Source organism: Prevotella sp. oral taxon 313, from assembly GCF_003043935.1.
Taxonomy (GTDB): domain Bacteria; phylum Bacteroidota; class Bacteroidia; order Bacteroidales; family Bacteroidaceae; genus Prevotella; species Prevotella jejuni.
In genome coordinates, this window is record NZ_PYXE01000001.1 from 3,533,057 (window position 1) to 3,557,751 (window position 24,695).

The 24,695-nt window shown below is 35.7% G+C and carries 26 protein-coding genes, 2 tRNA genes and 1 pseudogene; 9 read left to right on the forward strand and 20 right to left on the reverse strand.

Going from position 1 to position 24,695, the window contains the following annotated elements:
* Positions 1-400: 400 nt before the first annotated feature.
* From AXF23_RS13925 to AXF23_RS13940, 4 genes are all read right to left on the reverse strand, one after another.
* Positions 401-856, reverse strand: a complete 456-nt coding sequence (locus AXF23_RS13925) for a hypothetical protein (protein ID WP_146156750.1) — start codon at positions 854-856, stop codon at positions 401-403.
* Positions 853-1,077, reverse strand: coding sequence for a hypothetical protein (locus tag AXF23_RS13930; RefSeq protein WP_107625722.1), 225 nt, complete (start codon positions 1,075-1,077; stop codon positions 853-855). The genes AXF23_RS13925 and AXF23_RS13930 overlap by 4 nt, the downstream gene beginning before the upstream one ends.
* Before the next feature lie 2 nt (positions 1,078-1,079).
* Positions 1,080-1,667 carry a hypothetical protein gene (locus AXF23_RS13935; RefSeq protein WP_146156751.1) on the reverse strand — a complete coding sequence of 196 codons (588 nt, stop codon included), beginning with the start codon at positions 1,665-1,667 and terminating at the stop codon, positions 1,080-1,082.
* A 175-nt stretch (positions 1,668-1,842) separates the two neighbouring features.
* Positions 1,843-2,130 carry a hypothetical protein gene (locus AXF23_RS13940; protein WP_107625724.1) on the reverse strand — a complete coding sequence of 96 codons (288 nt, stop codon included), beginning with the start codon at positions 2,128-2,130 and terminating at the stop codon, positions 1,843-1,845.
* Positions 2,131-2,384: 254 nt separating this feature from the next.
* Here AXF23_RS13940 and AXF23_RS16420 point away from each other — a divergent pair.
* A pseudogene (locus tag AXF23_RS16420) lies at positions 2,385-2,654 on the forward strand (hypothetical protein); the annotation flags it as partial.
* A gap of 423 nt (positions 2,655-3,077) precedes the next feature.
* Here the strand turns inward: AXF23_RS16420 and AXF23_RS13945 are convergent.
* From AXF23_RS13945 to AXF23_RS13965, 6 genes are all read right to left on the reverse strand, one after another.
* Positions 3,078-4,103, reverse strand: a complete 1,026-nt coding sequence (locus tag AXF23_RS13945; protein WP_107625725.1) for a beta propeller repeat protein — start codon at positions 4,101-4,103, stop codon at positions 3,078-3,080.
* Between the two features lie 10 nt (positions 4,104-4,113).
* Positions 4,114-4,248: a hypothetical protein gene (locus AXF23_RS16510; RefSeq protein ID WP_255413679.1), complete on the reverse strand. Its 135-nt coding sequence runs from the start codon at positions 4,246-4,248 to the stop codon at positions 4,114-4,116.
* Between the two features lie 192 nt (positions 4,249-4,440).
* Positions 4,441-5,052, reverse strand: coding sequence for a hypothetical protein (locus tag AXF23_RS13950; protein WP_107625726.1), 612 nt, complete (start codon positions 5,050-5,052; stop codon positions 4,441-4,443).
* Between the two features lie 10 nt (positions 5,053-5,062).
* Entirely contained in the window at positions 5,063-5,299 is a 237-nt protein-coding gene (locus AXF23_RS13955; RefSeq protein WP_107625727.1) for a hypothetical protein, read from the reverse strand.
* A gap of 205 nt (positions 5,300-5,504) precedes the next feature.
* The gene (locus AXF23_RS13960) at positions 5,505-6,005 is read right to left on the reverse strand and encodes a hypothetical protein (protein WP_232214084.1); all 501 of its coding nucleotides are present in this window, start codon (positions 6,003-6,005) and stop codon (positions 5,505-5,507) included.
* A 74-nt stretch (positions 6,006-6,079) separates the two neighbouring features.
* Positions 6,080-6,409, reverse strand: coding sequence for a hypothetical protein (locus AXF23_RS13965; protein WP_009011971.1), 330 nt, complete (start codon positions 6,407-6,409; stop codon positions 6,080-6,082).
* Positions 6,410-7,751: 1,342 nt separating this feature from the next.
* Here AXF23_RS13965 and serB point away from each other — a divergent pair.
* Positions 7,752-8,999: a phosphoserine phosphatase SerB gene (gene serB, locus AXF23_RS13975; RefSeq protein ID WP_107625729.1), complete on the forward strand. Its 1,248-nt coding sequence runs from the start codon at positions 7,752-7,754 to the stop codon at positions 8,997-8,999.
* Positions 9,000-9,298: 299 nt separating this feature from the next.
* Here serB and AXF23_RS13980 read toward each other — a convergent pair whose 3' ends face one another.
* From AXF23_RS13980 to rfbA, 3 genes are read right to left on the reverse strand one after another with little or no spacing between them, the layout of a single operon-like run.
* Entirely contained in the window at positions 9,299-9,724 is a 426-nt protein-coding gene (locus AXF23_RS13980; protein WP_009011974.1) for a BT0820 family HAD-type phosphatase, read from the reverse strand.
* A 33-nt stretch (positions 9,725-9,757) separates the two neighbouring features.
* Complete coding sequence (locus AXF23_RS13985; RefSeq protein WP_009011975.1) at positions 9,758-12,271, reverse strand: GumC family protein; 2,514 nt, start codon at positions 12,269-12,271, stop codon at positions 9,758-9,760.
* Positions 12,272-12,304: 33 nt separating this feature from the next.
* Entirely contained in the window at positions 12,305-13,195 is an 891-nt protein-coding gene (gene rfbA, locus AXF23_RS13990) for a glucose-1-phosphate thymidylyltransferase RfbA (RefSeq protein WP_107625730.1), read from the reverse strand.
* A 369-nt stretch (positions 13,196-13,564) separates the two neighbouring features.
* Here rfbA and AXF23_RS13995 point away from each other — a divergent pair, with 369 nt between their 5' ends.
* The 4 genes from AXF23_RS13995 (at position 13,565) to rny (ending at position 16,438) form a co-directional block, all read left to right on the forward strand.
* The gene (locus AXF23_RS13995; RefSeq protein WP_107625731.1) at positions 13,565-14,197 is read left to right on the forward strand and encodes a hypothetical protein; all 633 of its coding nucleotides are present in this window, start codon (positions 13,565-13,567) and stop codon (positions 14,195-14,197) included.
* 66 nt (positions 14,198-14,263) lie between these two features.
* The gene (locus AXF23_RS14000) at positions 14,264-14,557 is read left to right on the forward strand and encodes a hypothetical protein (RefSeq protein WP_107625732.1); all 294 of its coding nucleotides are present in this window, start codon (positions 14,264-14,266) and stop codon (positions 14,555-14,557) included.
* A gap of 11 nt (positions 14,558-14,568) precedes the next feature.
* Complete coding sequence (locus AXF23_RS14005; RefSeq protein WP_004360862.1) at positions 14,569-14,859, forward strand: cell division protein ZapA; 291 nt, start codon at positions 14,569-14,571, stop codon at positions 14,857-14,859.
* A gap of 37 nt (positions 14,860-14,896) precedes the next feature.
* Complete coding sequence (gene rny / locus AXF23_RS14010) at positions 14,897-16,438, forward strand: ribonuclease Y (RefSeq protein WP_009011979.1); 1,542 nt, start codon at positions 14,897-14,899, stop codon at positions 16,436-16,438.
* A 953-nt stretch (positions 16,439-17,391) separates the two neighbouring features.
* Here the strand turns inward: rny and AXF23_RS14025 are convergent.
* Together AXF23_RS14025 and AXF23_RS14030 are read right to left on the reverse strand one after the other, a co-directional pair.
* Positions 17,392-17,688 carry a hypothetical protein gene (locus tag AXF23_RS14025; RefSeq protein ID WP_009011980.1) on the reverse strand — a complete coding sequence of 99 codons (297 nt, stop codon included), beginning with the start codon at positions 17,686-17,688 and terminating at the stop codon, positions 17,392-17,394.
* Between the two features lie 68 nt (positions 17,689-17,756).
* Entirely contained in the window at positions 17,757-17,987 is a 231-nt protein-coding gene (locus AXF23_RS14030; protein ID WP_009011981.1) for a YecH family metal-binding protein, read from the reverse strand.
* Between the two features lie 262 nt (positions 17,988-18,249).
* Between AXF23_RS14030 and AXF23_RS14035 the strand changes: the two genes are divergently transcribed.
* The gene (locus AXF23_RS14035) at positions 18,250-18,705 is read left to right on the forward strand and encodes a hypothetical protein (protein ID WP_009011982.1); all 456 of its coding nucleotides are present in this window, start codon (positions 18,250-18,252) and stop codon (positions 18,703-18,705) included.
* Positions 18,706-18,794: 89 nt separating this feature from the next.
* Here AXF23_RS14035 and AXF23_RS14040 read toward each other — a convergent pair.
* Positions 18,795-18,865, reverse strand: a tRNA-Gly gene (locus tag AXF23_RS14040).
* A gap of 3 nt (positions 18,866-18,868) precedes the next feature.
* Positions 18,869-18,944 (reverse strand) — tRNA-Thr (locus AXF23_RS14045).
* A 349-nt stretch (positions 18,945-19,293) separates the two neighbouring features.
* Between AXF23_RS14045 and AXF23_RS14050 the strand changes: the two genes are divergently transcribed.
* Positions 19,294-20,595, forward strand: a complete 1,302-nt coding sequence (locus AXF23_RS14050) for a M64 family metallopeptidase (RefSeq protein WP_107625735.1) — start codon at positions 19,294-19,296, stop codon at positions 20,593-20,595.
* 439 nt (positions 20,596-21,034) lie between these two features.
* On the opposite strand, the gene glyA is transcribed toward AXF23_RS14050, so the two are convergent.
* Positions 21,035-22,315: a serine hydroxymethyltransferase gene (gene glyA, locus AXF23_RS14055; RefSeq protein WP_107625736.1), complete on the reverse strand. Its 1,281-nt coding sequence runs from the start codon at positions 22,313-22,315 to the stop codon at positions 21,035-21,037.
* Positions 22,316-22,523: 208 nt separating this feature from the next.
* Here glyA and AXF23_RS14060 point away from each other — a divergent pair, with 208 nt between their 5' ends.
* Complete coding sequence (locus AXF23_RS14060) at positions 22,524-22,904, forward strand: hypothetical protein (RefSeq protein ID WP_107625737.1); 381 nt, start codon at positions 22,524-22,526, stop codon at positions 22,902-22,904.
* A 212-nt stretch (positions 22,905-23,116) separates the two neighbouring features.
* Here AXF23_RS14060 and AXF23_RS14065 read toward each other — a convergent pair whose 3' ends face one another.
* Together AXF23_RS14065 and queG are read right to left on the reverse strand one after the other, a co-directional pair.
* On the reverse strand, positions 23,117-23,440 hold the full coding sequence (locus tag AXF23_RS14065; RefSeq protein ID WP_107625738.1) for a cupin domain-containing protein: 324 nt from the start codon (positions 23,438-23,440) through the stop codon (positions 23,117-23,119).
* Positions 23,441-23,578: 138 nt separating this feature from the next.
* Complete coding sequence (gene queG, locus AXF23_RS14070) at positions 23,579-24,571, reverse strand: tRNA epoxyqueuosine(34) reductase QueG (RefSeq protein ID WP_107625739.1); 993 nt, start codon at positions 24,569-24,571, stop codon at positions 23,579-23,581.
* Positions 24,572-24,695: the final 124 nt, after the last annotated feature.

Here is a 24,695-nt window from a genome sequence, read left to right on the forward strand (position 1 = left end):
GTCGTTCTTTCCTGTTTATTGCTTATGCCTTTTAATACCCATATAAGGGTTATGATGAACACCCTTATAAGGGTATTGCCCGTTACCCTTATATGGGTGTTGGGGCATACTCCTGTATGGGTAAGTTCAAACAATCTATGTATGGTTTACCATAGACTTGTTGTTTTAATGTTATACATTCTGTTATTTATCACTGCTGTGACTCGCCATATGTGTCACATTTGTTACTTTTTTTATTTCGACAACTTCTAATTTTGAGCATTATCTTTAATGTCTATTTCTTTAGTATCTAATCTCTTATTTATATCTATTTTATGCTTGCACAATATCTTTTTAAATCTTTCTTTGTTACTATTAGTAATTCCTTCAAATATAGTATCGCCTTTATAATTATATATTCCTATAAATTCCAGACAATCGGGTCCATTGCAATAATCAGATCCCCAAATAGCATAGTAAATGCTTTTTTTGATTTTACAATTCCTATCTCATAAATAGGCGTTTGTAATACATTTAAAAATATGCCATTTACAGTTCTTTTTTTTGTATTTGCTATTGGGAGTTTATACTCTTTTAATATTGTATCATTAGCTGTAAAAATAAGTACCTGTTTTAGAATGATAGGAGTTGAATATGGATCTTCTTGATAATCAAAGATATCTAAAGTATCCTTGCTATATTCACTCTTTACAATTAAAGCATACTTTCCTGTTTTGTTTATAAAAATGCTATCAGACTCCGAATAGTACGGTTGTTTTTTATTTGTACCTCTAGTATTATCTGTAAGGGTAATTATGCCCTTATTACAGGTAATACATGTAAATACTAATAACAAGCAAATAATAATTTTCATCATTTTTTTCTTAATAAATTTCCAATAGGAGTAGCTATTTTAGAATGTCCCGATAATTCCATTGCTCTATATTTTAGAAAAACATTATTTAATTGACCGACTGTCCAATGTTCTAAAGAAACCCATCTTGCTTTTGTTGTTTCTTTAAAATCTTTCATATTGCCGGATAATGCTGCTGAATAACTCGAAGATGTTTCAAAACTTTCTGTATCTTCAATTATCATACTTACATAATATAATAGTCGTAATAGCTTATTATGCGTTTCTTTTGTAATAAGAGACGTAGTCTTGGATATAAATTGTGTGTTTTTACATACTTTAATAATCTTTTTTCTTCTATTATATTACCGTTGTTATGATTAATTATTACTAGCATTACTATTATCTCTTGTTGTCGTTTTTCACAACACCATTTTACAAATTGGCGATATGCAGGCAATTTTGATACTCTACAATTATTCCAAATCCCAAGTAGACCTAATACATTTTTTTTTAATAATAAATCATTTGCTATTGAATATAAAACTGTTGTATCTGTACAATTATATAATAGGTTTATTTTATAATCATCCCATGTTTCATGCGATTCTGGATAAAAAATATTTAAGTCTTCACGATCTTTTATTAGCATGCATTTCACTAGTTCTTTAAAAGAAGGTCGTGAAAACAGTATAGAGAGTGAATCTTTATTTAGAGTATCAGTAGATTCATTAGTCATAGAAAGGTGTAAATACCTACCTAATAAGGTATTAAAACTCTTGTTGGATTCCATATCATTAGATATGACAAAAGGATTCTGAGTCCAAATGTCCATTTTATGATAATCTTTTTTTATGGAAACCTGAGCATAACAACAAATTATGCTACAGATTTCCATTAGAAGCACAGTTAAGTTTCTTTTCTTTTTGTATATATTTGCTTAAAAGATACTTTTATATCTGTTCCTTTTCTATTTCCCTTATCTTCTTTTTGGAAACGCATAATATCATTCATAAAAGAAACTTGAGCCGATATATAATATGTTGTAATCTCGTATTCGCATTTCCTCGCTCAAGGAATAGGATTTTGCCAGCAGAATTCTCGCCTACACCTACTATCTGATTATCGGAATGCTTAATTCCATGTAAGGCAAGTTGTTTAACCAGCCTATTCTTTACCGTCCAAGTTGGTGATGTAACTACTGCTACCCAAGTGGTCACCGTGCGCTCGCTATCGGCATCGTACCAATGCGAGAATAAATGCTGTTGTCGTCCACTGTAAGTGGGTGACTTCCACATTGGCAAATGTATATAACATTCTTGAGAAATCCAAAGAAATCGGAATTTATTTTTGAGGTTTTTGTTTTATTGTATCAAATTGCATCCCATGGGTATTTGATAAGGCGTTGTTTTTCCTAATTGCGACACTCAATTAGAACATATTCCCAAGAAAGCATGTTCTGATTATCAACCTCTTGTTGATATTAATATCTCATTGAAAAGTGGCTTTGAAGTGACTTTCTAACGAAGATGTAAGAAACTCAATGTTTATAATCCGAGCAAGGCTCTTGGGCGAAGCCTTTAAGGTCATCATGGAAGACCCTTCAAAAGAAACTTGCTTAGAGAACTAACAGAAATTGCTGCCTTGACTCATAAGATAAGAGTTCTGTACAACGAAGTCGTGAAAATCCTCAATAATTAATCATTCTGTCGGCACTGCTCAACGACTGCTTGGTAAACTCGAAACCTATTACCAAACTCTCATCAGACTGCAACAGCAAGCAGTGCTGCTGACAAAATCTCTTGAGAGTAAACAAGAATGAATGCTGATAAATCATAATACCCAACGTTAGTATCGTGCTGTGATTGCCCAATCCCTCTTTGGTCAGTTATCAATGTTAGGAAGATAGGCTTTGTATATTGTAGACGGTAATAAAACGGTTTTGGCAATTCTTACATCGGTAGCGTTGTTTACCTATTACTACTTTTACCACTTTAATAATATTGTTTGAGTGGCAATTCGGATATTGAAACTCAACTCCCAATCTGGAGCATAGAGCTCCGAAGCGTTCTCGTAAGTTCATTTTTTCTTTGTTTTGGGTTACAAAAATAGCAAAAGGCAGAGAATTTATTCCTGCCTTTATACCTAATTGTTTATAACTACATTGATTATCAGACATATATTCTGATAATTCCCAAATTAAAGCATTACCATGTTGTATGTGTTTTATAAGATACAACCACTACTATAATACTATTTTTTGCATTCTAGCACCACCACTGTATATATAAACAATATTATTAATTAGACAGTTGGGGCGTACATAGTTTGGCTCTTCTAACTTTTTGATTTGCCAAGTTTTGCCTTTATCTAAACTATAAAGCAAATCGTATTCTGTAAAAGCACCTTTTATATTACCAATAAAACCTATTATTGCTTTGTCATTAGATTGTAAGTTTTTAATAATAGAATAATTTTTGATTATTTTTATAACCCTCGATTGCCGTGCATTGGGTTTATAGCTTATTATAGAAATTTCATTTTTATCTGTTAACGTGTTCCCAGCAATTATTATAGTATTATTACCTTGTCTTACTATACTTTGGGGCATTATAGAAAGTCTTATTTCTTTATTTTCTTTTTCTGTACTTCCAAAATACGAGGTTTCACCACTACTAAAAATTGCATATGACTTTTCGTTTATACCTAAACCTTGTAAGGCATAATTTTCAATATCAATACTATCTATATTTTGATTTTTATCTAATGAGTATAGCTTTATTGGACCTCTGTTATTCGTATAAAATATTTTACTATTATTAGTCCAAATTGCAGATATCGGTTTTATATTTGTATAATTTTTAATATTTTCTTTTTTTATATTAAAAGCTACAATGCTAAAATTATAATTTTCTCTTACATCATTTCGTAAAATATAAATATAGTCATTTAGTTGAGTACCTATATTAAAATAACTATAATTTAAACTTGAATTTATTTTAACCCAATTTTTTCCTCCATCGATAGTTTTATAAATATTTGCCTCGTCTGTTGATTTGGGAGTATTATTTGGATTTTCTAATTCTTTTTCTGATAATTCTTCATATTCTGTATAGGTTCCAAACAAATATCCTTCATATTCTGTTTTGAAATACATATAAGCAAACGCTTGATTTACATCGGGAATTCCTTTACATTTAATCATATTCGTATCGTCTTTACAACCAAACAAGAGTAACAACAAAAAATTAAATAATACAAACTTTTTCATAAGTCAATTTCTATGGTTGGAATATTTTTTTTATTCTGTCAAGTATTGGCATTGCCTTATCTGGATCTACATTTTTGTCGTTTTCAAACCTAAATTCCTTTCCTTTGTTTTTAAGGTTTTTAATCCAATTATTATATGCCTTCATAGAGTCTTTTAGAATACCATATATATATCCCTACTCTACTTTTCCTGTGCGCGAATTACCCTTTTTTAAAATGTCTCTTAATGCTATACATTCTTTCATTTATTGCTGTGATGGCTTGGCGTTTGTGTGCCACGTTTATTGTTCTTTTTATTTTGACAAGTCCCAATTTGGAACATTACCAAAAATCGTGTGTTATTTGTTTTCATATATGATTTCTTTTGTTTCATAGTGTCGTCTATATATTTTTTCTAATTTTACTATTCGGTTATTTTTATCATAAGTAAATACACATGTATATGAAATAATGACGTCAGACATATTGGGTTTGTAAGTATAACTATATTGAGTAATAAGACTATCCTTGACTATAATGTTAATACTAAATACATAGTCAACACTGGCATCAAGATACGTGTAATACTTATTGATATCTTGTATAGAAATCTTTTTTCGCTCCCCTATAGGCTTTGTAAACGATAAGATTTCGCTTGGGTCATAACTTGACAAAATATCAGCAATAATACACGCATCTTTATATATGACCTCGGGATATTTTAGAATTATTCCATAATCAATCAGGCTATAAGATTGATCTAAAAATATCTTTTGATATTTGATTTCATCTGCGGACAATTTAACCAATCTACCTCGTTTATTATACACCCCGATTTTTTTTTCGTTTAGAAATAAACTTCTCTCTACCTTACAACCATTGCTTAAAATTTTTACAACAGTTTGTGATTTCAATTCTAAACTATTTAGAATTGAAATCACAGAAAGTATCAATATAGCACAAAATCTCATTATTAATCTTTTATTTAGTTTCTTTCCAAAAAATAGTTCTTCCGTATACAGCTGTTGATTTTAATTTTGTTTTTCCAGCATTCATATTACGTTTTTTCTCACCACCAAGATTCATTGGAGCAACGCAAGTTTGAGGTGCTTTAAAAGATTTTCCAACATTTTTCTTCCTGTTCGCATAATGTTCATCGGAGATTTTCCATCCCATAGTATTCATGTGAATTTCGAGACGTCCAGTACTTCTGCGCATGTTTTTAATTGTTTATTGTTATCAACTATATAAAACACTATTCTTTCCTGTTTATTGCTTACGGCTTTTAATACCCATACAAGGGTATTGCCCGTTACCCTTATATGGGTGTTGGGGCATACCCTTGTATGGGTAAGTTCAAACAATCTATATATGGTTTACCATAGTCTTGCTGTTTTAATGTTATACATTCTGTTCTCTATTGTTATTGTGGCTTGTAAAAAGATATTTCCTTTATAACTTTTTTCTTAGGTAAATCACGAATGTCATAGATTGTAACCACAATGGTATCGGGTGGAACTTGCCTTTCAAAATAATAATTAAGCGTGTACGGTGCTTCAAATGCAGGAATGTTATCTATTTCCCAAGTTTCTCCATAACCTTTGCTTTGCAAGTTATCACTATCTGATAAGATAATTATAAATTGGTAGCTATCTCTATCAACTATTAATGCTTCACTATTGTAATCTCTGTAATTATACGGATGTTCTACAAATGATCCTTTTATGTGAATACATATACTATCAAATACTATTGCAGTTCTATCTGTTTTATATATAGACACAAGCGCACCTCGCTCTTGAGATTCTGCTGCAGATATACTATTTGCAATTCTTAAAGTCTTTCGTTTATAAAAACAGTTACATGAAGACAAAGTATTTATAATTAATATTATCAAAGTAGTCGATAAAAAAATCTTCCTCATAGTATACAAATTGAATAACACTGCCATAACTGATTTTTGTACATAAATAGAATAATTCAAGTATTAAAATTAGCCTAGTAACCACGGACGTGGTCTACCTGCCCACCGAGGTTGCAGCCATAGGTTACTTTCTCCTCATCGGGGTAAATCATTTCCAATAGGCGGTTATGACTGTCATATTTCCACTGTGTGATGTAGGTTGCCACTGCCTGATTAGGCATAATCAGCGTACGTACCGTCTTAAAGACCTCACCCATTTTACCATAGTAATACTCGATAGCACCACTTCCGTCCTCACGAAGCATCAATCTGCCGATACGATTGTAAGAAGAGTTGATACCACCGTAATGGTACTTCACGTTGTTTTCTGGATGGTCGGGCAATGAGTTTAAATATCGTCTCATGGGCCTGTAAAATTAATAAGCATTAAAAAGTGGATAACTCAAAATGTATATAAAATTTTATGGCTGAAATTATGTTGTCCTAATTTCAGCCAGCTCTCAAACGTCACGAGAAAGAAGGATATATTCCGTAGACGGAGAGTGAAATCCATTCAAAGAATGAGTTACGACCATAAGCCTGTTATTAGTTATACCCTCGTTGGCAAATGTATATAACATTCTTGAGAAATCCAAAAAAATCGGGATTTATTTTTGAAGATTATTTGTTGTATGGCACATATTGCATCTTATGGCTATTTGAGAAGCTTTAATTTCATAGTTACAACACTCCATTAAAATTGATTTATCCTACAGAAAGGCATTGATTACCAGAATTTTGTCAGCAGTAACATCTCAACGAAAAATAGCCTTGAAGAGATTTTCTAACGAAGATGTAAGAAAGTCAAAGTTTATAGTTTGGATTTCTTCTCGTCTACTTCGTTTTCTACGAAAAAATTGTTATCATAGAAGGTTCTTTGAGGCATTGCAGAATAAAGAGAGGGAAAGAAACTTACTCGTTTCTTATTCATTCACCCTTTGACATATAACCAACTCAGACTTCTAATAATCGTTTTTTTTTGATCTTCCGAGATATGAAATGATAAACTAAAACTCTTATATAATAAGGTGCACAGAGTTACGGATAGATTGGAGGCAAAGGTTATATTACGGAGGTGCCGATGGCATAAAGAGAGACGGAAGTGTAGTGTACAGATTCCTAATTAGTCTTTTGGGAGAAACGCTTTGTGTATAAATTGCTAATGGAATAGGCAAAATATCTCCGTTGTTCCACGCATCGATGGTGTCTCCGTGACTATCAGTGCTTTGATTTGATAACCCTTCATACTCTCCTTTTCTCTGTGTGACATTTCGTCGGAGACCTAAGCTTAGGCGAATTATTATCACTTCAAAATTCAAAAGACCCACTTTTATCATATAAGTTATTTTTTTATAGCATTGACAGTAATTCATTCTTTAAAAATATTTTTCCTGTCATTCCTGTCATCCGAATTGTCTATCTAACTTGTTGGTTTATAGTGTCATTGCATGAAATGTTAAATATGACAGGAAAATGAAATTTAAAATGTTATAGGAATTGTGCATAATAAATCCTTTACTTTTTGTAATCTTAATCGTACTATAATTTTGAAGATTCTTAGTTCAGAGAATCAACATTCTATATAGGGAATAAGGCACTAATTTCTTTATTTATTAGATAGTAGATGTGCTATACAAAAGTAAAAGGTGTGCTAATCTTGTTCATTTCATATAAAATGAGTACTTTTGTATTTACAAACTATTATTTATGAAAGAAACAAAGGCAGAACAAGAAGAACTAATCCTTATCCGTATTACAGGACAAGATAGGCCAGGACTGACAACAGCAGTAATGGCTATCCTCGCACATTATAATGCACATGTCTTAGATATTGGTCAAGCAGATATCCATTCCACATTGTCACTCGGTATTCTTATTCGTATTGATGAAAAAGGAGCTGGGCAAGTAATGAAAGAGCTATTGTTTAAGGCAACGGAGCTTGGTGTAAATATTGGATTCTCCCCAGTTGCAGACAATGAATACGAAGATTGGGTTAACGAGCAAGGTAAAAATAGATATATTCTAACCATTATCGGTAGATCTCTCTCTGCACGCAATATCGAAGGGGCAACACGTGTGATTACAGGGCAGGGGGTGAATATTGATTCTATTCTACGTTTGACGGGTCGTCAAAGTATACGTAAAAGTAATCAAAGTGTGAGAGCTTGCATTGAATTCTCGTTGCGTGGTACTCCAAAAGATTATAGGCAGATGCAAGCAGACCTCATGCAGATGAGTCATGAACAAGGTATTGATTTCTCTTTACAGAAGGATACCATGTATAGGCGAATGCGTCGACTTATATGTTTTGATATGGATTCTACGCTCATACAAACAGAATGTATAGATGAATTAGCAAAGCGTGCTGGAGTAGGGAAAGAGGTTTCTGAAATTACAGAACAAGCTATGCGTGGTGAGATAGATTTCAAAGAAAGTTTCACACGACGTGTTGCTTTATTGAAAGGTCTTGATGCCAGTGTCATGGAGGATATAGCAAGGTCAATGCCTATCACGGAAGGTGTAGATCGCTTGATGACCGTGTTAAAGCAGTGTGGATATAAGATAGCAATATTAAGTGGAGGGTTTACTTATTTTGGTGAATATCTTCAGCGGAAATATGGGATTGACTATGTTTACGCAAATGAGCTTGAGATAGATGAGAATAATAAGTTAACTGGACGTTACGTTGGTGAGATTGTTGATGGCAAACGGAAAGCAGAGCTACTAAAATTAATTGCTCAAGTAGAAAAGGTTAATCTTGCACAAACTATCGCTGTTGGTGATGGAGCTAATGACCTTCCTATGTTATCTGACGCAGGATTAGGTATAGCATTTCATGCAAAGCCTCGTGTGCAGGCAACAGCAGAACAGAATATTACCACTATAGGGTTGGATGGTGTCTTGTATTTCCTTGGTTTTAAGGATAGTTATTTGGGTGAGGCTGGAAGACTCTAAGCCAGAAATCAAGTTTAGATAAAATAGATTCAAGTGAACAACTATAGACTGTTACTAATATATCAGAATTTGGTAAATATGTCCTTAAAGTTTGATAGATGCAGTTATTTTTTTATTTGTTAACAACCATTGTTGTTGATCATTATTATAGAAACCTACTTGGAATAAAGAAAAGGTGTAGTTGCTTAATATAAAATAGGAGATAATCAACTGTGACTATCTCCTATTTTATATTAAGTAATCTCAATCTTTGAGACTCTTAAATCGATCTGTGCGTCTTGGGGAAGTAAGTCCTATTATCAAAAATTCCACCAGTGTTTCTTTTTTGGAGGTTGATGATCTTCAAAAGAGCGATGAGCATAGTTGCGGCTCTCCCATGTCTCATGGTTGGTTATCATTTGATAGATAGTCCCCCAATCAGGTAATCCTCCAAGATTACGGTCGTCAATAAACATCTCAACCTTTAGTTTTCTGGAGAAATGATTGTTCTTTTCCTTCTCCTCTTCAGGGTAGTCCTTGTTAACAGCCCAGAAATCGACCCCACGTTCATGACACCAGTCAACAGCTTCTTGGAGTAAATCCCCTTCCCTAACACTCCATAAGATAAGTTGATGGCCATCTTTTATCAGCATTTTAAGAGTATCGGTAGCGAAGGGAAGTTCGCTACCGATTTTAGGATATTTATGTTCTACGATGGTGCCATCGAAGTCAACTGCAATTATCATTGTCTTTTTAGAATTATTCTCTTGTTTTAGAGTTTATCTCTTTACAGAATTATCATTCTTATTTCCATAGTGACTATTTGTGTAGTTACCATAGTTGCCATAGTTACCATACTGTCCGTAGCTTGTACCATAACTTGCTCTACCATATCTACCATATTTTCCATAGCCACCATAACCATAGTAATAGCTATACTTTCTCTTAGACATATCGATGCCATTAAGGACGATAGCCATATTTGGGAACTTGTTTTCGTTTGCAAGTGCGTTAATCAAGTTGAAACTTGATTTTGGTGTGTAGTCTGCACGACACATATAGATTGAAGCGTCTACAACACGTGCAATCTGGAGCGTATCAGTAACCAAGCCAACAGGAGCAGTATCAATCATGATATAATCATACTTTTCTTTCAAGAGATTTATGATGATATCTAATGAGTTGCGCGCAATAAGCTCCGCTGGGTTAGGAGGAATAGGACCGGCCATAAGTAAATCCAAATTCTTATTAACACCAGAAGGTAAGATTTGTTCTTGTAGTTCCTCTGCTGTTGGATTATCCTTTACAAGGAGGTTTGTGATACCATGCTTATGATCGTTGATACCAAACAATTCAGCCAAACGTGGGCGACGAATATCAAGACCAACCAAAATAACCTTTTTGCCTAAGAGACCAAAACTAACAGAAAGGTTAGCTGCGTTGAAGGTTTTACCCTCACCTGAAGTAGATGAGGTGAAGAGTACAACCTTTTGACCTTCTTTCAGCATAAACTGAAGATTGGTTCGCATAGACCGGAAAATCTCCTCCATCTGGTTGTTCTGATTTTCGTGTACAACGATATCAGCTTTACCCTTAGCTTTGTTACTTGCAACTGCAACATCAGCGATGATAGGTAGCTTAGTAAGGCGTGCAACATCATCGTGACCTTCAATCTTATATCGGAAGAATTGTAGTACAAGTATTACTAAAACAGGGATTACTAATCCGATTAAAAGTGCAACCATCATAATAGAAGTTGACTTAGGACTAATCTTTCCTACTAACTGTGGGTCATCGATAAGTTTACCCTTGTCAGCAGTAGCAGCCAAAGAAATGCTATTTTCCTCACGTTTTTGCAATAACATAAGGTAAAGTCCAGACTTAACCTCCTGCTGACGATCAATCTGTGTCAGCATACGCTCCTGTTGTGGAGTCTCTGCTACCTGACCGTTATACTTATTTACTTGTGCAGAAACAGCATCACGCTGAATAAGTAGGTTTTGACGGGCCGCTGCTATTGCACGGCGAATGTTACCATTTAGTTCGCGAATCTGAGCTGTAAGTGGTTCTACTACAGGTGAGCTTTCAGATGCGCTACGTAACAAACGGTTACGTTCAAGTACTAACTCATTGTACTTATTAATTAAGGATGTTGAACTCTGGTCATCCAATCCAACATTAGATGGGATTACCTGAGTGAGGTTACGAGATGAGCTTTCAACTTCTCTTGCAATGGTGTTGAACAACTCTATCTGTGTTTCAACGTCAGCAAGTTTAAGTTCAGAATTATTCTGATTAGCAACAGAGTTGCCTGCATTCATTTGTAGTTCAACAATGCCATTCTTCTGTTTGTAGTTCTGTAGCTCGCCTTCAGTCTTGCCAAGTTCTGTATTAATCTTAGACAGACGATCATTAATGAACTTATCTGTACGAAGTGCAATCGTATTCTTGTCTTCATTTGCTTGACGATTATATACAATGGCTAATTGTTTCAAATAGTCAAGAGAACGTTGTGGTACCTCATCAGTCAGTTGTAACTGTGCAATAGAGGTTGATTTTGCTGTTTGAGAGACTTGCAACTCACTTGTATACTTGTTAGCTGCCATCCGTGGTGAAAGGATACTAACGTTCAGAACATCTGAATTCTTTAATGTATGTCCGTAATTAGAGCTAATCGTAATAATACCAGCACGAGTTGCTATAGTAGCAGGAAGATTTGTTATCTTTCTGTTGATAGAATAAGGTCCCTCGTTTGAGTTGTCATTTGTGGGTACATAGTATGTTCCACTGACGATGTAGAAGATACTGTCCTTAGTAATTGTTAAGTCGATAGGCGCATTTAGTTTCTCGAGATGCTCCGGGTCAACATCAACATTAAGTGGCTGGTTACGATATAAGATAACGTCTTTAACTCTTCCTTTTGTTGAGTAGTTGACATATAACTTTAAGTCTCTAATAGCGTCTTCTGCAAGAGAGTGTGATGTAAGAATCTCCATCTCATTGTCAATACCAGTTGAGTTTGAGATGATACCAAGGTTTGACATGTTTTGTAAAGACTGTCCACGTCTGTTACTACCGCTTTCATCTTTAATCAATAATTTAGCAGTAGACTGATACATTGGTGTTGTGTATCGAAGATAAATCGCTCCTAAGCTGCCAAAGATTATTAATGACAGTACAAACCAATACCAATTGAGAACGATCGTTCGATAAAGGGTGGCAAAATCAAAGGAAGAAAGACCTTCACGGACTTCTTGTTCCTTCCCTTGTTCTAATTTAGTTGTTTCTTCCATATTTATTATTTTTCTTATTATTCTGTAAAGGATTTATTTTGTATTCTTATTCTCTTCTGCAAGTTGAAGAAGATATTTACCATAGTTATTCTTTATCATTGGCTGTGCCTCTTCTTTTAATTTTTCTGTCGTTATCCAGCCTTTTTTGTATGCAATCTCTTCTAAACAAGCAACCTTAAGTCCTTGTCGTTTCTCTATACATTCTATGAATGTACTTGCCTCAGACAAACTATCATGTGTTCCTGTGTCAAGCCATGCAAAGCCACGTTGGAGTGTCTGTACCATTAAATTTTCTTGTTTAAGATAGCATTGATTGACAGTCGTAATCTCTAACTCTCCTCTTGGTGATGGCTTTATGTTCTTAGCAATCTCAACAACACTGTTCGGATAGAAATATAGTCCCACTACAGCATAGTTACTCTTAGGATGTTCAGGTTTTTCTTCTATACTAAGACATTTCCCATTATGGTCAAATTCTGCAACTCCATATCTTTCAGGGTCATTTACATAATAACCAAAGACAGTTGCTTTGTTGTCTTCTTCCGCCCTCTTTACACTATTCCGTAATAGTGTGCTAAATCCAGCTCCATAAAAGATATTGTCTCCTAAAACTAAACACACAGAATCATTACCTATGAACTTTTCTCCAATAATAAAAGCTTGTGCAAGACCGTCAGGAGAAGGCTGTTCGGCATATTCGAAGCGTACTCCAAAACTACTTCCATCTCCTAAAAGACGTTTGAAACCTGGTAAGTCAAATGGAGTTGAAATAATAAGAATCTCTTTAATTCCAGCCAGCATCAAAACGGATACTGGATAGTAAATCATGGGCTTATCATAAATTGGTATAAGCTGCTTACTTATTCCTTTTGTGATAGGGTAGAGGCGTGTGCCAGAGCCACCTGCAAGAACAATTCCTTTCATAATAATATGGTTTGATATCTGTTTTTTAATTAGTAGTTGTTGACTCTCTCTATATGTTTAAGCATTAATTCCATGAAAACTTTCAGCGCTTTTCGCTGTCAGTACGTGTATAGATAGCAATGAGGTTATACTCAAAGGGACTATGTCGTAGAGAATAACCAATATGCTCGTTAAGTATTTGCTGTTACACGCTTTCATTTATAATATAGTATATCTTGATTGCAAAGGTAATAAATTTAATTTGATTAAAAGCTGTGAAAATGAGAAATCATTTGCTTAATAGGCGTTTTTCATGTTTTTTTATTAACTTTGCAATCGAGTAAAATCAAAAGATTTATCTTAATAACTTTAAAACTTTAAACAAAAGATATGGGATTCTTATCAAAACTCTTTGGAAAAAAAGATGCTGAACAAGCTAAGACTGGTGGAATGGAAGATTACATGACACTTGTTCGAGTTTACTTTCAAGCAGTGTTAGCAGCTCGTTTGGGTATCAATAACTTAGCTATGTTACCAGACCTTCGTACATACAAGCAAACATTCCGTGTACCAACACTCAATAACAAGTTGGGAGTTGGAGAAAAAGCCAGTGTGCGTAAGACTATGAAAAGTATTTATAATCTAGATGATAATTTCTTTGATGAGATAGATGCAAGCATCAAGAAGAATTGTAAGAAGATGCAAGATATTCAGCCTTATCTTTATCAGTTCCAAGGCTACACACAAGATTTGATGATGCTGATTGGTAATTTGATGAAATTCAAATTGCGTGTTCCTGGTTTCTTTAAGAAAGCAATCTATACGATGACAGAAAAGACGGTAAACGATATTTTTGATAAAAACAGCTTTTCTGATCCGGGAGTTATCAAGTCTGTTATGGCTGTTCGTCAGTATAATCAGCGTCTTGGGTTTAGCCGTAAGTGGACATCAGATTTTGTTTATCAGATAGTGATGCTTGCAAAGAAAGAACCAAAGCCTGCGGATGATTCATCGTCAAAATAATTAGGTATATATTTGCTTAAATAGAAACTTTAATGTAATTTTGTAGCCAAAACGAATATATTAGCTATGAATGCAAATGAGAAGATTCTGAATACGTTTGCGACGCGTGTACGCCAGATGATTCTTCAGTACGAAACACTGAAGAAAGAGAATGACGAGTTGTACACACTTGTTGATCAGCGTGAGCAGGAGATAAAGCAGCTACAAGAGAAGTTGTCTCAAGCACAAGCTGATTATAATTCGTTGAAAATGGCCAAGATGCTTGAAGTTACGGATGGAGACATGGAAACCGCACAGAAGCGTGTTGCCAAACTTATCCGGGATGTAAATAAGTGTATCACACTTCTAAGTGAGAAATAAATTAGAATACAATGGCAGACGATAAGCTACATATAAGATTGCATGTTTATGATGCAGAACTTTCCGTAAATGTTCCACGAGAAGATGAGGAGTATTATCGTTCGGCAGCCAAACTTATTACCGACACAATTAATACTTATTCTACTCTTTTTAAGGGGAAAAAGGGAGATAAGGATATTATATATATGGCTATGCTTGATATTGCATTGCGATATAAGAAAGAAGGTGTACGTAATGATACAGCTCCATTCAATGATATTCTTAGTAAACTCACTTCAGAAATAGAAGATGCACTGAAGTGATAATAAGAATATTTAATTTAATTCATATAAATAATCAATGAGTCCAATTGTAACAGTTATAATAGCTGTGGTATGTCTTTCAGCAGGATGTGCTGGAGGGTTTGCTTTTTTTCGTTATATCTTAACTGGAAAGTATAAGGATACAATGGATAAAGCGGAAAAGGCTGCAGAAGTTATTAAAGAAAAGAAGCTGCTTGAAGTTAAAGAGAAATTCCTTAATAAGAAAAGTGAACTTGAAAAAGAAGTTCAGCAGCGTACGCTGAAAATTCAGCAAGGTGAAAACCGCTTAAAGCAGCGTGAGGTAACGTTGAATCAGCGTCAAGAGGAAATAAATCGCCGTAAGCAAGATGTTGAGCAACAACAGCAGCGCGTTGATAATGAAAAGAAGTTGCTACAAATTAAGCAACAGGATCTTGAGAAGATGCAGGAGCAAGAGAGAATGAAGCTTGAGGAACTCTCAGGACTTAGTTCAGAAGAAGCAAAAAAGCGTTTGATAGAGAGTCTGAAAGATCAAGCTAAACTTGATGCTGCTTCTTATATTAATGAAATTGTTGACGAAGCAAAACTTAATGCTAATCAACAAGCAAAGAAGATTGTCATTCAAACTATTCAGCGCGTTGCAACTGAAACAGCTATAGAAAATTCTGTTAGTGTTTTCCACATTGATAGTGATGAAGTTAAAGGACGTATCATTGGGCGTGAAGGTCGAAATATTCGTGCCTTGGAGGCAGCAACAGGTGTTGAGATAGTTGTTGATGATACGCCTGAAGCAATTGTCATTTCTGCATTTGATCCTGTTCGTCGTGAGATTTGTCGTTTGGCACTTCATCAGCTTGTTGCAGATGGTCGTATTCATCCTGCACGTATTGAGGAAGTTGTAGCAAAGGTGAAGAAGCAGCTTGATAATGAGATTATAGAGACGGGCAAGCGTACAGCTATCGATTTAGGCATTCATGGCCTTCATCCAGAGTTGATTCGTATTATTGGTAAGATGAAATATCGTTCTTCATACGGGCAAAACCTTCTACAGCATGCTCGTGAAACAGCCAATCTTTGTGCGGTTATGGCAAGTGAGTTAGGCTTGAATCCGAAGAAAGCTAAACGTGCCGGATTGTTACATGATATTGGTAAGGTACCTGATGAAGAGACGGATTTACCACATGCTCTTTATGGTGGTAAAATAGCTGAGAAGTATAAAGAGAAGCCAGATATCTGTAATGCTATTGCTGCGCACCATGATGAAGTTGAGATGACAACTCTTCTCGCTCCAATCGTACAGGTATGTGATGCTATCTCCGGAGCACGTCCAGGTGCACGTCGTGAAATTGTAGAAGCATATATTAAGCGACTAAATGATCTTGAAGCAATAGCAATGAGTTACCCTGGTGTAACGAAGACCTATGCTATTCAAGCAGGTCGCGAACTTCGAGTAATCGTAGGAGCAGATAAGATGGATGATGCAGAAAGTGAGAAGCTAAGTTCTGAGATTGCGGAAAAGATTCAGAATGAGATGACTTATCCTGGCCAAGTTAAGATTACGGTCATCCGTGAAATTCGTTCTGTTGCGTATGCAAAATAGTTTTTTTGATAATAAATAGAAAGCACTCCTTTTATGGGGTGCTTTTTTTGATTTGCCTCTTTTAATTGTAGATAGTATTCTATGTGCCTTTAAAGGACTAATCACGAAATAGTGTATTAAGAATGTTATAATACAGAAACAATTAGTATAGAATGTGCTGGTGCATCACTTGTTTAGAAAACAATATAAGTCTTTAGTTTATTTTCTCTGTATTTTTTATAGGCTCTTCCGTTAAATGCGTGGATGCTTTTCGTACAGCTTTAACAGAAGACTCAAAGTGATTCATCAAACAAAATACATGGGCAAGGCAGTCAACTGTCCATTCTATCATCACCCTCCGATGCAAAACAACCTTTTTATTTTAATACGTTCAAAATACAGACAAGAGTTTGAAAAGTCATTACATAATTTCAGACATATCATCTGCAAATATAAAAAACAAATGCAAAAAAGTAAGTTTATAACCAGCGGCCAATCAACTGGTTATCAAGTCATTCTTAAAAGGTGCTTAGTTGGACTTCAAAAGGGCGTTAGTAACACGCTAAAAGAGCATCTATTGCAAGCCAATCAGGCGTCTTTTAGAAGCCAGAAGAGTATGTGTCAGTTTTGAACTGCGTAAAAATATTTACAGACACCGATGTTATGGTAATAATTTGTATGTATAGGCAGAAAGGCATGCTAATGAACAGACACAGCATGAATTTGTCTTTTTGCATCATATCTTGTAGTTTATCTTCCGATATAAGACCATATGATTTTGGACAGGCATACCCTGCAAGTGCATAAGCCTTTATTCTATTTCCAACCTACACATTTATCTGAAGAACCTTTTTATATTGTCTGTAAAGTGCAAATAATAAAGTATTTCAATGTTATAAACGATAACAGAAGAAATGGATCCTTGTCATCTTAGTTTATACAGTTTTCCAAGATGGCAAGGATTTCATTATTTATTAGCAACCTGAACCATCAAGGCGACAAGATGCTGCAGGTGTTTCATTTAGGTTAATTCCAGCTTCTTTTGGTGATAATGTTACAGTACCATCCTCAAGTACGAAGCAGGGGATGCCAGCATATCCATGTTTCTTGGCATCATCAAAGACTGAATTATTATCACGAAGGTGGAGAAACTCTTTCAAATACTTTATATGTGAACCAATATCAATTATTTCGTATCGATTATCACCTTCTACATGCTTGTCTACAGCAATACAGTCTGGACAAGTTTTCATTCCATAAATTTTAATCATAATCTATTGACTTTATTAAGCTCTAATGTATAGAGCAATGAATTTAATTTTTCTAATAATCTTTAATCTTAATGGTTGCAAATTTTACTTGTATCAACTGTGAAACCTCCTTGAACCAAGGTAAACTTGCTACGCTCTGCCAAGAAATCAACAATCTCATTAGCATCCATACCCTCTGCTGAGCAAGTATGGAATCGTTCTTCTGTCCCAAAACGAGCAATGATAGCCTTTACCAAGTCTTCTTTTGTTGCGTAAGTGTTGCCCTCCATCATGTGGAGTACATCATGTCCATGTGCCATATATTCTTATTTTAGTTGATAATTTATTATATTGAATCTCAATAAATATATTCTATAAGCTGCAAAAGTTGTGCCACACACGCGGTTAACTATCTTTAACTCATCAAAAGTCTTAGAATGATATAATTTAATTAATTTTGTGCACGATGACATATTTTATTGATGGTCAGACTGTCAAAATGGTGTTGTTTATGCTTACAAGTCTTTAGCATATCAAATTAGAAAGTTGTACATATAAATTTATTTGATAAGAGAGTATATTATGAAACGAATTATATTAGCTCTTGCTGCCGTTATTATGTTGTTATCATCCTGTGGCAGTAATAAGGCAGTAGTCAATAGTTCAAGGGAAATTAATTTTATGGAAGCTCGCAATTATTTCCATGTTGGTACTGAAAAGAGACCGACTATAAAGAAGATATTGTCACGAGCATCTCTTGAAAAGGAATTTGGTGAAGCTACATTCATGGGTAAGGGAGGTGAACCGACAAAGATTGATTTTAATAAGAAATTTGCAATAGCTTTTATCCTTCCACAAACTAATCGAAAGACGGTCTTAGAACCTCTTTCTTTAACTCTTAAAGGCAAACAGCTTGATTTGCTTTACAAATTAGAACAAGGAAAAGTACAAACTTATTTTACTCAACCTTTCTTTCTAATTGTAGTTGATAAAAAATATGCCGATTACAATATTGTAGAAAGCAGGAGTTTTGATTAGTTCTTTTCTATTCTTTTATAATAGATGAATACTTTCTGTAGATAAAATTTAAGGCATCCGAAAGGATGCCTTTAATTTTATAATTTGTGAGCGGAATACGGGAGTCGAACCCGCCTCACAGGCTTGGGAAGCCCGTGCACTACCGATGTGCTAATTCCGCTAATGGAGCCGATACCCGGACTCGAACCGGGGACCTACGCATTACGAATGCGTTGCTCTACCAACTGAGCCATATCGGCGGTAATGCGATGCAAAGATACATCAAAAAAAACAAACGACCAAATTTTTGTTTTACGTTTTTGTTTTTACTATTAATGAAAGTACATATTCTGTTTCTTCATAGCGTCATAACTAATTAAATAGCCTCACGTTGTAATCTATAATTATCCAAGGTCTATTCCACTATGATTATTTTTCTTGAGATTTAACAGTTTCTTGCTGTGAATTATAGCATTTATTTTTTGTCTTTCTTCATTATTATTGATAACTTTGCAATAGATATAAATAAGTACGGATAGTAATCTTCTTTTCAGTATTCTTCCTGCTTATATAATTTAATTTGAAAATTCCTGATTTAATTAAAGACCTATGAAGAAAATTATTACACTTTTATTCTTGGCGCTCGCTATGACTGTTTCTGCCCAAGATTTCAGTCGTTATTTCGATGATGCAACTCTTCGTTTAGATTACATCTTTGCTGGTAATGCACAGCATCAGACGATTGCTGTAGACGAGTTGTCACGTATTCCGCACTGGTATGGTAAACATGAACGTTTAGCAGAGGTCCCTGTTGAAGGGAACGGCCAGGTAATTGTTCGTGATCATCGTACGCAGAAAGTTATTTATCGCAATTCTTTCTCAACTCTTTTCCAAGAATGGTTAACGTATGATGAAGCAAAGAAGTCATCAGAAAAATCCTTTGAAAATGTTTTCCTGGTTCCTTTCCCCAAAGATACTGTGGATATCACAGTTGAATTAAGAAACAATCGTCGTCAACCAACTGTGTCTATGAGTCATACAGTTAATCCAAAGGATATTCTTATTCGTCATATTGGCGAGCATTCTGTTACGCCTTACGAAACATTACAGAAAGCTGCCGATACGACACGTTGTATTCATATTGCATACATCGCAGAGGGATATACTGAAGCAGAGATGCCTAATTTCATTGAGGCATGCCAAACTGCTAATGAAGCTCTTTTCGCACACGAGCCGTTTAAATCATTGCGTCAACGCTTTAATGTTATTGCAGTTAAAGCACCTTCTGTAGAGAGTGGCACTTCAGAACCATCAAAAGGTATATGGAAAAACACAGCTCTTCACTCTCATTTCGACACGTTTTATAGTGATCGATATCTTACAACATTGCATTTGAAAGACCTACACGACTGGTTGGCTGGTACACCTTATGAGCATATTATAGTGCTTGTCAACACAGAAAAGTATGGTGGAGGAGGTATTCTTAACTCATATAACCTCTCAATGGTTCGCAACTCTTATTTCAAACCTGTTGTTGTTCATGAGTTTGGGCATTCTTTTGCAGGTTTGGGAGACGAATATGCGTACGAGAAAGAACAGATTAATATGTACCCTACTGATGTGGAACCTTGGGAGCCAAACTTGACTACCTTAGTAGATTTCCATGGTAAATGGGAAAAGCTTATTGACAAGAAAACCCCTATACCAACACCACAACCAGCCGATCTTGACAAAGCTAATGTTCGTCGAGATAAGTGGAAGGTTGGAGTTTATGAGCCTGCAGGCTATTCTCAGCATGGTGTTTATCGTGCATACCCAGACTGCCGTATGCGTACGAATATGCATCCTGAGTTTTGTCCAGCTTGTAATTTGGGGCTGACAAAGCTTATTAAGTTCTATACGGGAGAGTAGGGGATATTTGTTTAGCTTACATCTCTTTTTAAAGTAATTTATTGATAGTTTTATAACTTGGCTTATGTGTTCCATCAGATATGTTCTGGGAATACATAAGCCATATTGTTTGGGTGAAGTGATTAAGATTCATCTTTTGTGTTATACAAAAATACAATGTCTTTGGCTTCTCCTGTTAAATAGATAGATTTGTGCATTGATTAAGATTTAGAGTATAGCTCCTTAAAATGCAGCTTGGTTGTTTTCAGCTAACAGAATATTGTACATTGTATAGAAATAGTACGCATTGCTATTTTCTTTAACATTCAAAAGCCTTATCTACGCATTTAATGGAAGAACTAATTATTTTCTATACTATATAAAAAGGTGTGCCATTCATTAGGCACACCTCTGTTGTTGTTTAGTATCTTATAAAGTTGATACCTCTTAATTCTTATGTTTAGTAAGCGAAAAGAGGATAATCCTTCATTGTCTCATTCACTTTCTCACGAACTCGTTTAATAACCTGTTCGTTCTCAGGATCTGATAAGACTTCGTCGATAAGCTCGGCACAGAGCAACATCATATCTTCTTTGCAACCACGAGTAGTCATGGCTGCTGTACCAAGACGTAATCCACTGGTCTGGAAAGCAGAGCGCTCGTCGTATGGAACCTTATTCTTGTTTGCTGTGATATCTGCTGCCACGAGTGCATTCTCAGCAACTTTACCAGTAAGGTCTGGATACTTTTGACGTAGATCGAGCAACATAGAGTGGTTATCCGTGCCACCACTAACGATACTGAAGCCCTTGTCAACGAGTGCCTGTGCGAGTACGGATGCATTCTTCTTCACTTGCATTGCATATTCTTTCCAGCTTGGAAGGAGGTTTTCACCGAAACCTACAGCCTTAGCTGCGATAACATGCTCCAATGGTCCGCCCTGATTGCCAGGGAATACAGCAGAGTTGAAGAGCATTGACATAGGCTTTAAGTCGCCCTTCTTTGTTGTTAAACCCCAAGGGTTAGCGAAATCTTTACCCATAAGAATAACACCACCACGAGGACCACGCAATGTCTTGTGAGTTGTGGTTGTAACAATATGTGCGTACTTTACAGGATTATCAAGTAAACCTGCGGCGATAAGACCAGCTGGATGAGCCATATCAATCATCAATAAAGCACCAACCTCATCAGCTATCTGACGCATACGCTTGTAATCCCACTCACGACTGTAGGCAGAACCACCACCAATGATGAGCTTAGGTTTATGTTCACGTGCAAGACGCTCCATCTCATCATAGTCTACACGTCCTGTTTCAGGATTGAGCGTATAACCGACGTGATTATAGAGTATACCAGATGTGTTCACCTCGCTACCATGAGAGAGATGGCCACCTTGGTCAAGATCAAGTCCCATGAATGTGTCGCCTGGTTTCAGTACGGCAAGCAAGACTGCTTGGTTAGCTTGTGCGCCAGAATGTGGCTGCACGTTGGCATACTCAGCACCAAAGAGTTCTTTTACGCGCTCAATAGCGAGTGTTTCAACTTTGTCAACCACTTGGCAACCACCATAATAGCGTTTACCTGGATAACCTTCAGCATACTTGTTGGTTAAGTAGGATCCCATAGCTTGCATCACTTCGTCACTGACAAAATTCTCAGATGCAATCAGCTCCATTCCTTTGAGCTGGCGCTTGTGTTCCATCTCAATAAGGTCAAAAATTTCTTGATCTCTTCTCATGTGTATTGAATGTTTAGTAGGGAGTCATTTTCTTCAAATTAATCCCTGGTTAGTGATAATGTTGCAAATATACGAATTAATGTTTTAACTTGCAAGTGTATCAAAAAAATAATGTAACTTTGCAATAGAATAGTGTGATTATTATTTGCCTATCTCAGTATTGTAATGTGAGAAAAGTGCTGGTTTACAATATATTATAAGTTTATATATGAAGTTAAAAGAATTATTCCAAGCTTACAGTTTTGATGAGATTTATCCTCTAATCGGACTGATGTTTCCTAAAGGTAGGCATTTGCGTACTCAGTTTGATAATGCATACGACTTGTTGTTAACACTTAATCCTGTCGCATCTAAGAAGCAGATTCGTTATCAGTTGATGGAGGATCCTGATACAAATGAGATGTTTTTCGGAGCTGATGACCATGATTTTAATGGTCCATGGGAAGTATTACTTGGTAAGGAAGTAAAGAAAGAACCTAAGGTTGACCTTACTAATGAGGAGATGGTGGCTAATTGTTTGTTGAATACAGTATTAATAGGTCGGCATCCACGCTCTTTTGAAAGTGATTTTCAAGTTATAGTCAAGTAAATAATCACGCTACTAAAGTATTTAGTAGATTAAAAAAACGAGTTGACAAGTCGCTGTAGTTTAAGGCTCTAATTCCCTTTTTCAAGCAACTTGTCAACTTGTTTATTCTTGTTCTTGAGGTTTTATAAACCTTGATAAACTGTTATCTGATTTATTAAAGAAATTGTTATCTTGTCGAGCAGTTTTATTAATCAACTCGTCACCCCACAGTCTTATCCTCTAATCATTGTAATAATCATCTTAAATTTTTCGGGTGCATTTACAGAGTGGGGAGCTCCACTTGGAATGATGAAACTTTCGCCCGTTTTGATGATATGCTTAACCTTATCAACTGTCAGTTCCATCTTTCCGTCGACAACTTGAATAAAAGCATCGAATGGTGCCGTATGTTCTGAAAGTCCTTGACCAGCATCGAAACTGAATAAGGTTACACTACCCGCATTGCTGTGTACCAATTCTTTGCTTACTACGCCACCTTCAGAATAGTCTATAACTTCGTTAGACTTGAATACAACTGCTTTTTCTACTTTAGCCATGTTTTTATCTATTTTGTTTGTAATATGTTATTATCTCTTTATTAACCTACGCAACAAAGTTAATGCCAATGCTGCAGGTAGGAACAAATGTTACTTCCAACCATAAATGCTGAGTCACAATTGTGTGTTCTCGTTTCTCTAAAACTTTTTTACGGTGATATTTCGTTTAAGACCTTCGAACTTAACACGCTTTACAGCTGAACCTTTGAACAAACGCTGATACTCCTCAACGGTAAGATTATGCCACTTTTCTTTACTCATACTAAGTAGTTCGGGCTTTGGTTGCAGCGTTGGTTCCGTATTTGGTGTTGCATATCTATTCCATGGGCATGCTGTTTGACAGCGGTCACAGCCATAGATTGTATCACCCATAGCTGCTTTTGCCTCGTCAGATAATTCTCCTCTGTTTTCTATTAGTTGATAAGATAAGCAGCGTTCGGCATGGAAATCCTCATCAGGAATGATGGCTCTGGTAGGACACGCATCAATGCATCGATGGCATCTGCCACACCGATTGGGCATTGGCTCATCGTAATTATCGGTGTCAAATGGGAGGAATATTTCACCTAAAAAGAACATAGATCCAGCATGAGGAATAATGAGTTGATGATTACGCCCAACCCATCCAAGTCCTGCTTTCTGTGCCCAATAGCGTTCAAGGACAGGAGCTGTGTCACAGAAACAACGTATGGTAGGCTCTTCATTTTCTTTATTTTGAGGAATTTGATACTGTTCTGCTATCTTTGTTGCTAATTCTCTCATCTTTCGTTTCATCAAGTCATGATAATCTTGACCGAGTGCATAGGCTGCTATTTGGTATTCCCCTTTTGGTATCTGTTGAGCAGGTGCATAGTTGAGGGCAAGCGATATGATACTACGTACACCTGGAACAAGGAGACAAGGATTAAGTCGTTTCTCCAAGTAGTTGGCCATATAGGCCATTGAAGCTTCTTCTCCTTTTTCCAACCATTGTCGATATTTCAGTGCAATTACCTCATCAACAGGTGCTGCCTTTGCTATGCCACAAGCAAAGAATCCCATCGAGTGGGCTAAGGACTTAATAACTGATGATTGAACAACAGAGGAGTCCATTCCATGTGTGTTAGTGTTGAAAGTATCTATTGATGACATACAATGAATTTAGTAATTTCTTTCTGTACTTTTTCTTAGCAGATACAGGTGAATTAGTGGGGCGATATTCCATGTAGAATGGTATGTTATACCATGGAATGTTATCCTTTTATTTAAATAGTAA

Excerpts from the sequence above, each read along its gene's own strand:
- AXF23_RS13925 (WP_146156750.1), bottom strand. The coding sequence starts at position 856 with ATGATGAAAATTATTATTTGCTTGTTATTAGTATTTACATGTATTACC.
- AXF23_RS13930 (WP_107625722.1), bottom strand. The coding sequence starts at position 1,077 with ATGATAATTGAAGATACAGAAAGTTTTGAAACATCTTCGAGTTATTCA.
- AXF23_RS13935 (WP_146156751.1), bottom strand. The coding sequence starts at position 1,667 with ATGGACATTTGGACTCAGAATCCTTTTGTCATATCTAATGATATGGAA.
- AXF23_RS13940 (WP_107625724.1), bottom strand. The coding sequence starts at position 2,130 with ATGTGGAAGTCACCCACTTACAGTGGACGACAACAGCATTTATTCTCG.
- AXF23_RS13945 (WP_107625725.1), bottom strand. The coding sequence starts at position 4,103 with ATGAAAAAGTTTGTATTATTTAATTTTTTGTTGTTACTCTTGTTTGGT.
- AXF23_RS16510 (WP_255413679.1), bottom strand. The coding sequence starts at position 4,248 with ATGAAGGCATATAATAATTGGATTAAAAACCTTAAAAACAAAGGAAAG.
- AXF23_RS13950 (WP_107625726.1), bottom strand. The coding sequence starts at position 5,052 with ATGAGATTTTGTGCTATATTGATACTTTCTGTGATTTCAATTCTAAAT.
- AXF23_RS13955 (WP_107625727.1), bottom strand. The coding sequence starts at position 5,299 with ATGCGCAGAAGTACTGGACGTCTCGAAATTCACATGAATACTATGGGA.
- AXF23_RS13960 (WP_232214084.1), bottom strand. The coding sequence starts at position 6,005 with ATGAGGAAGATTTTTTTATCGACTACTTTGATAATATTAATTATAAAT.
- AXF23_RS13965 (WP_009011971.1), bottom strand. The coding sequence starts at position 6,409 with ATGAGACGATATTTAAACTCATTGCCCGACCATCCAGAAAACAACGTG.
- serB (WP_107625729.1), top strand. The coding sequence starts at position 7,752 with ATGAAAGAAACAAAGGCAGAACAAGAAGAACTAATCCTTATCCGTATT.
- AXF23_RS13980 (WP_009011974.1), bottom strand. The coding sequence starts at position 9,724 with ATGATAATTGCAGTTGACTTCGATGGCACCATCGTAGAACATAAATAT.
- AXF23_RS13985 (WP_009011975.1), bottom strand. The coding sequence starts at position 12,271 with ATGGAAGAAACAACTAAATTAGAACAAGGGAAGGAACAAGAAGTCCGT.
- rfbA (WP_107625730.1), bottom strand. The coding sequence starts at position 13,195 with ATGAAAGGAATTGTTCTTGCAGGTGGCTCTGGCACACGCCTCTACCCT.
- AXF23_RS13995 (WP_107625731.1), top strand. The coding sequence starts at position 13,565 with ATGGGATTCTTATCAAAACTCTTTGGAAAAAAAGATGCTGAACAAGCT.
- AXF23_RS14000 (WP_107625732.1), top strand. The coding sequence starts at position 14,264 with ATGAATGCAAATGAGAAGATTCTGAATACGTTTGCGACGCGTGTACGC.
- AXF23_RS14005 (WP_004360862.1), top strand. The coding sequence starts at position 14,569 with ATGGCAGACGATAAGCTACATATAAGATTGCATGTTTATGATGCAGAA.
- rny (WP_009011979.1), top strand. The coding sequence starts at position 14,897 with ATGAGTCCAATTGTAACAGTTATAATAGCTGTGGTATGTCTTTCAGCA.
- AXF23_RS14025 (WP_009011980.1), bottom strand. The coding sequence starts at position 17,688 with ATGATTAAAATTTATGGAATGAAAACTTGTCCAGACTGTATTGCTGTA.
- AXF23_RS14030 (WP_009011981.1), bottom strand. The coding sequence starts at position 17,987 with ATGGCACATGGACATGATGTACTCCACATGATGGAGGGCAACACTTAC.
- AXF23_RS14035 (WP_009011982.1), top strand. The coding sequence starts at position 18,250 with ATGAAACGAATTATATTAGCTCTTGCTGCCGTTATTATGTTGTTATCA.
- AXF23_RS14050 (WP_107625735.1), top strand. The coding sequence starts at position 19,294 with ATGAAGAAAATTATTACACTTTTATTCTTGGCGCTCGCTATGACTGTT.
- glyA (WP_107625736.1), bottom strand. The coding sequence starts at position 22,315 with ATGAGAAGAGATCAAGAAATTTTTGACCTTATTGAGATGGAACACAAG.
- AXF23_RS14060 (WP_107625737.1), top strand. The coding sequence starts at position 22,524 with ATGAAGTTAAAAGAATTATTCCAAGCTTACAGTTTTGATGAGATTTAT.
- AXF23_RS14065 (WP_107625738.1), bottom strand. The coding sequence starts at position 23,440 with ATGGCTAAAGTAGAAAAAGCAGTTGTATTCAAGTCTAACGAAGTTATA.
- queG (WP_107625739.1), bottom strand. The coding sequence starts at position 24,571 with ATGTCATCAATAGATACTTTCAACACTAACACACATGGAATGGACTCC.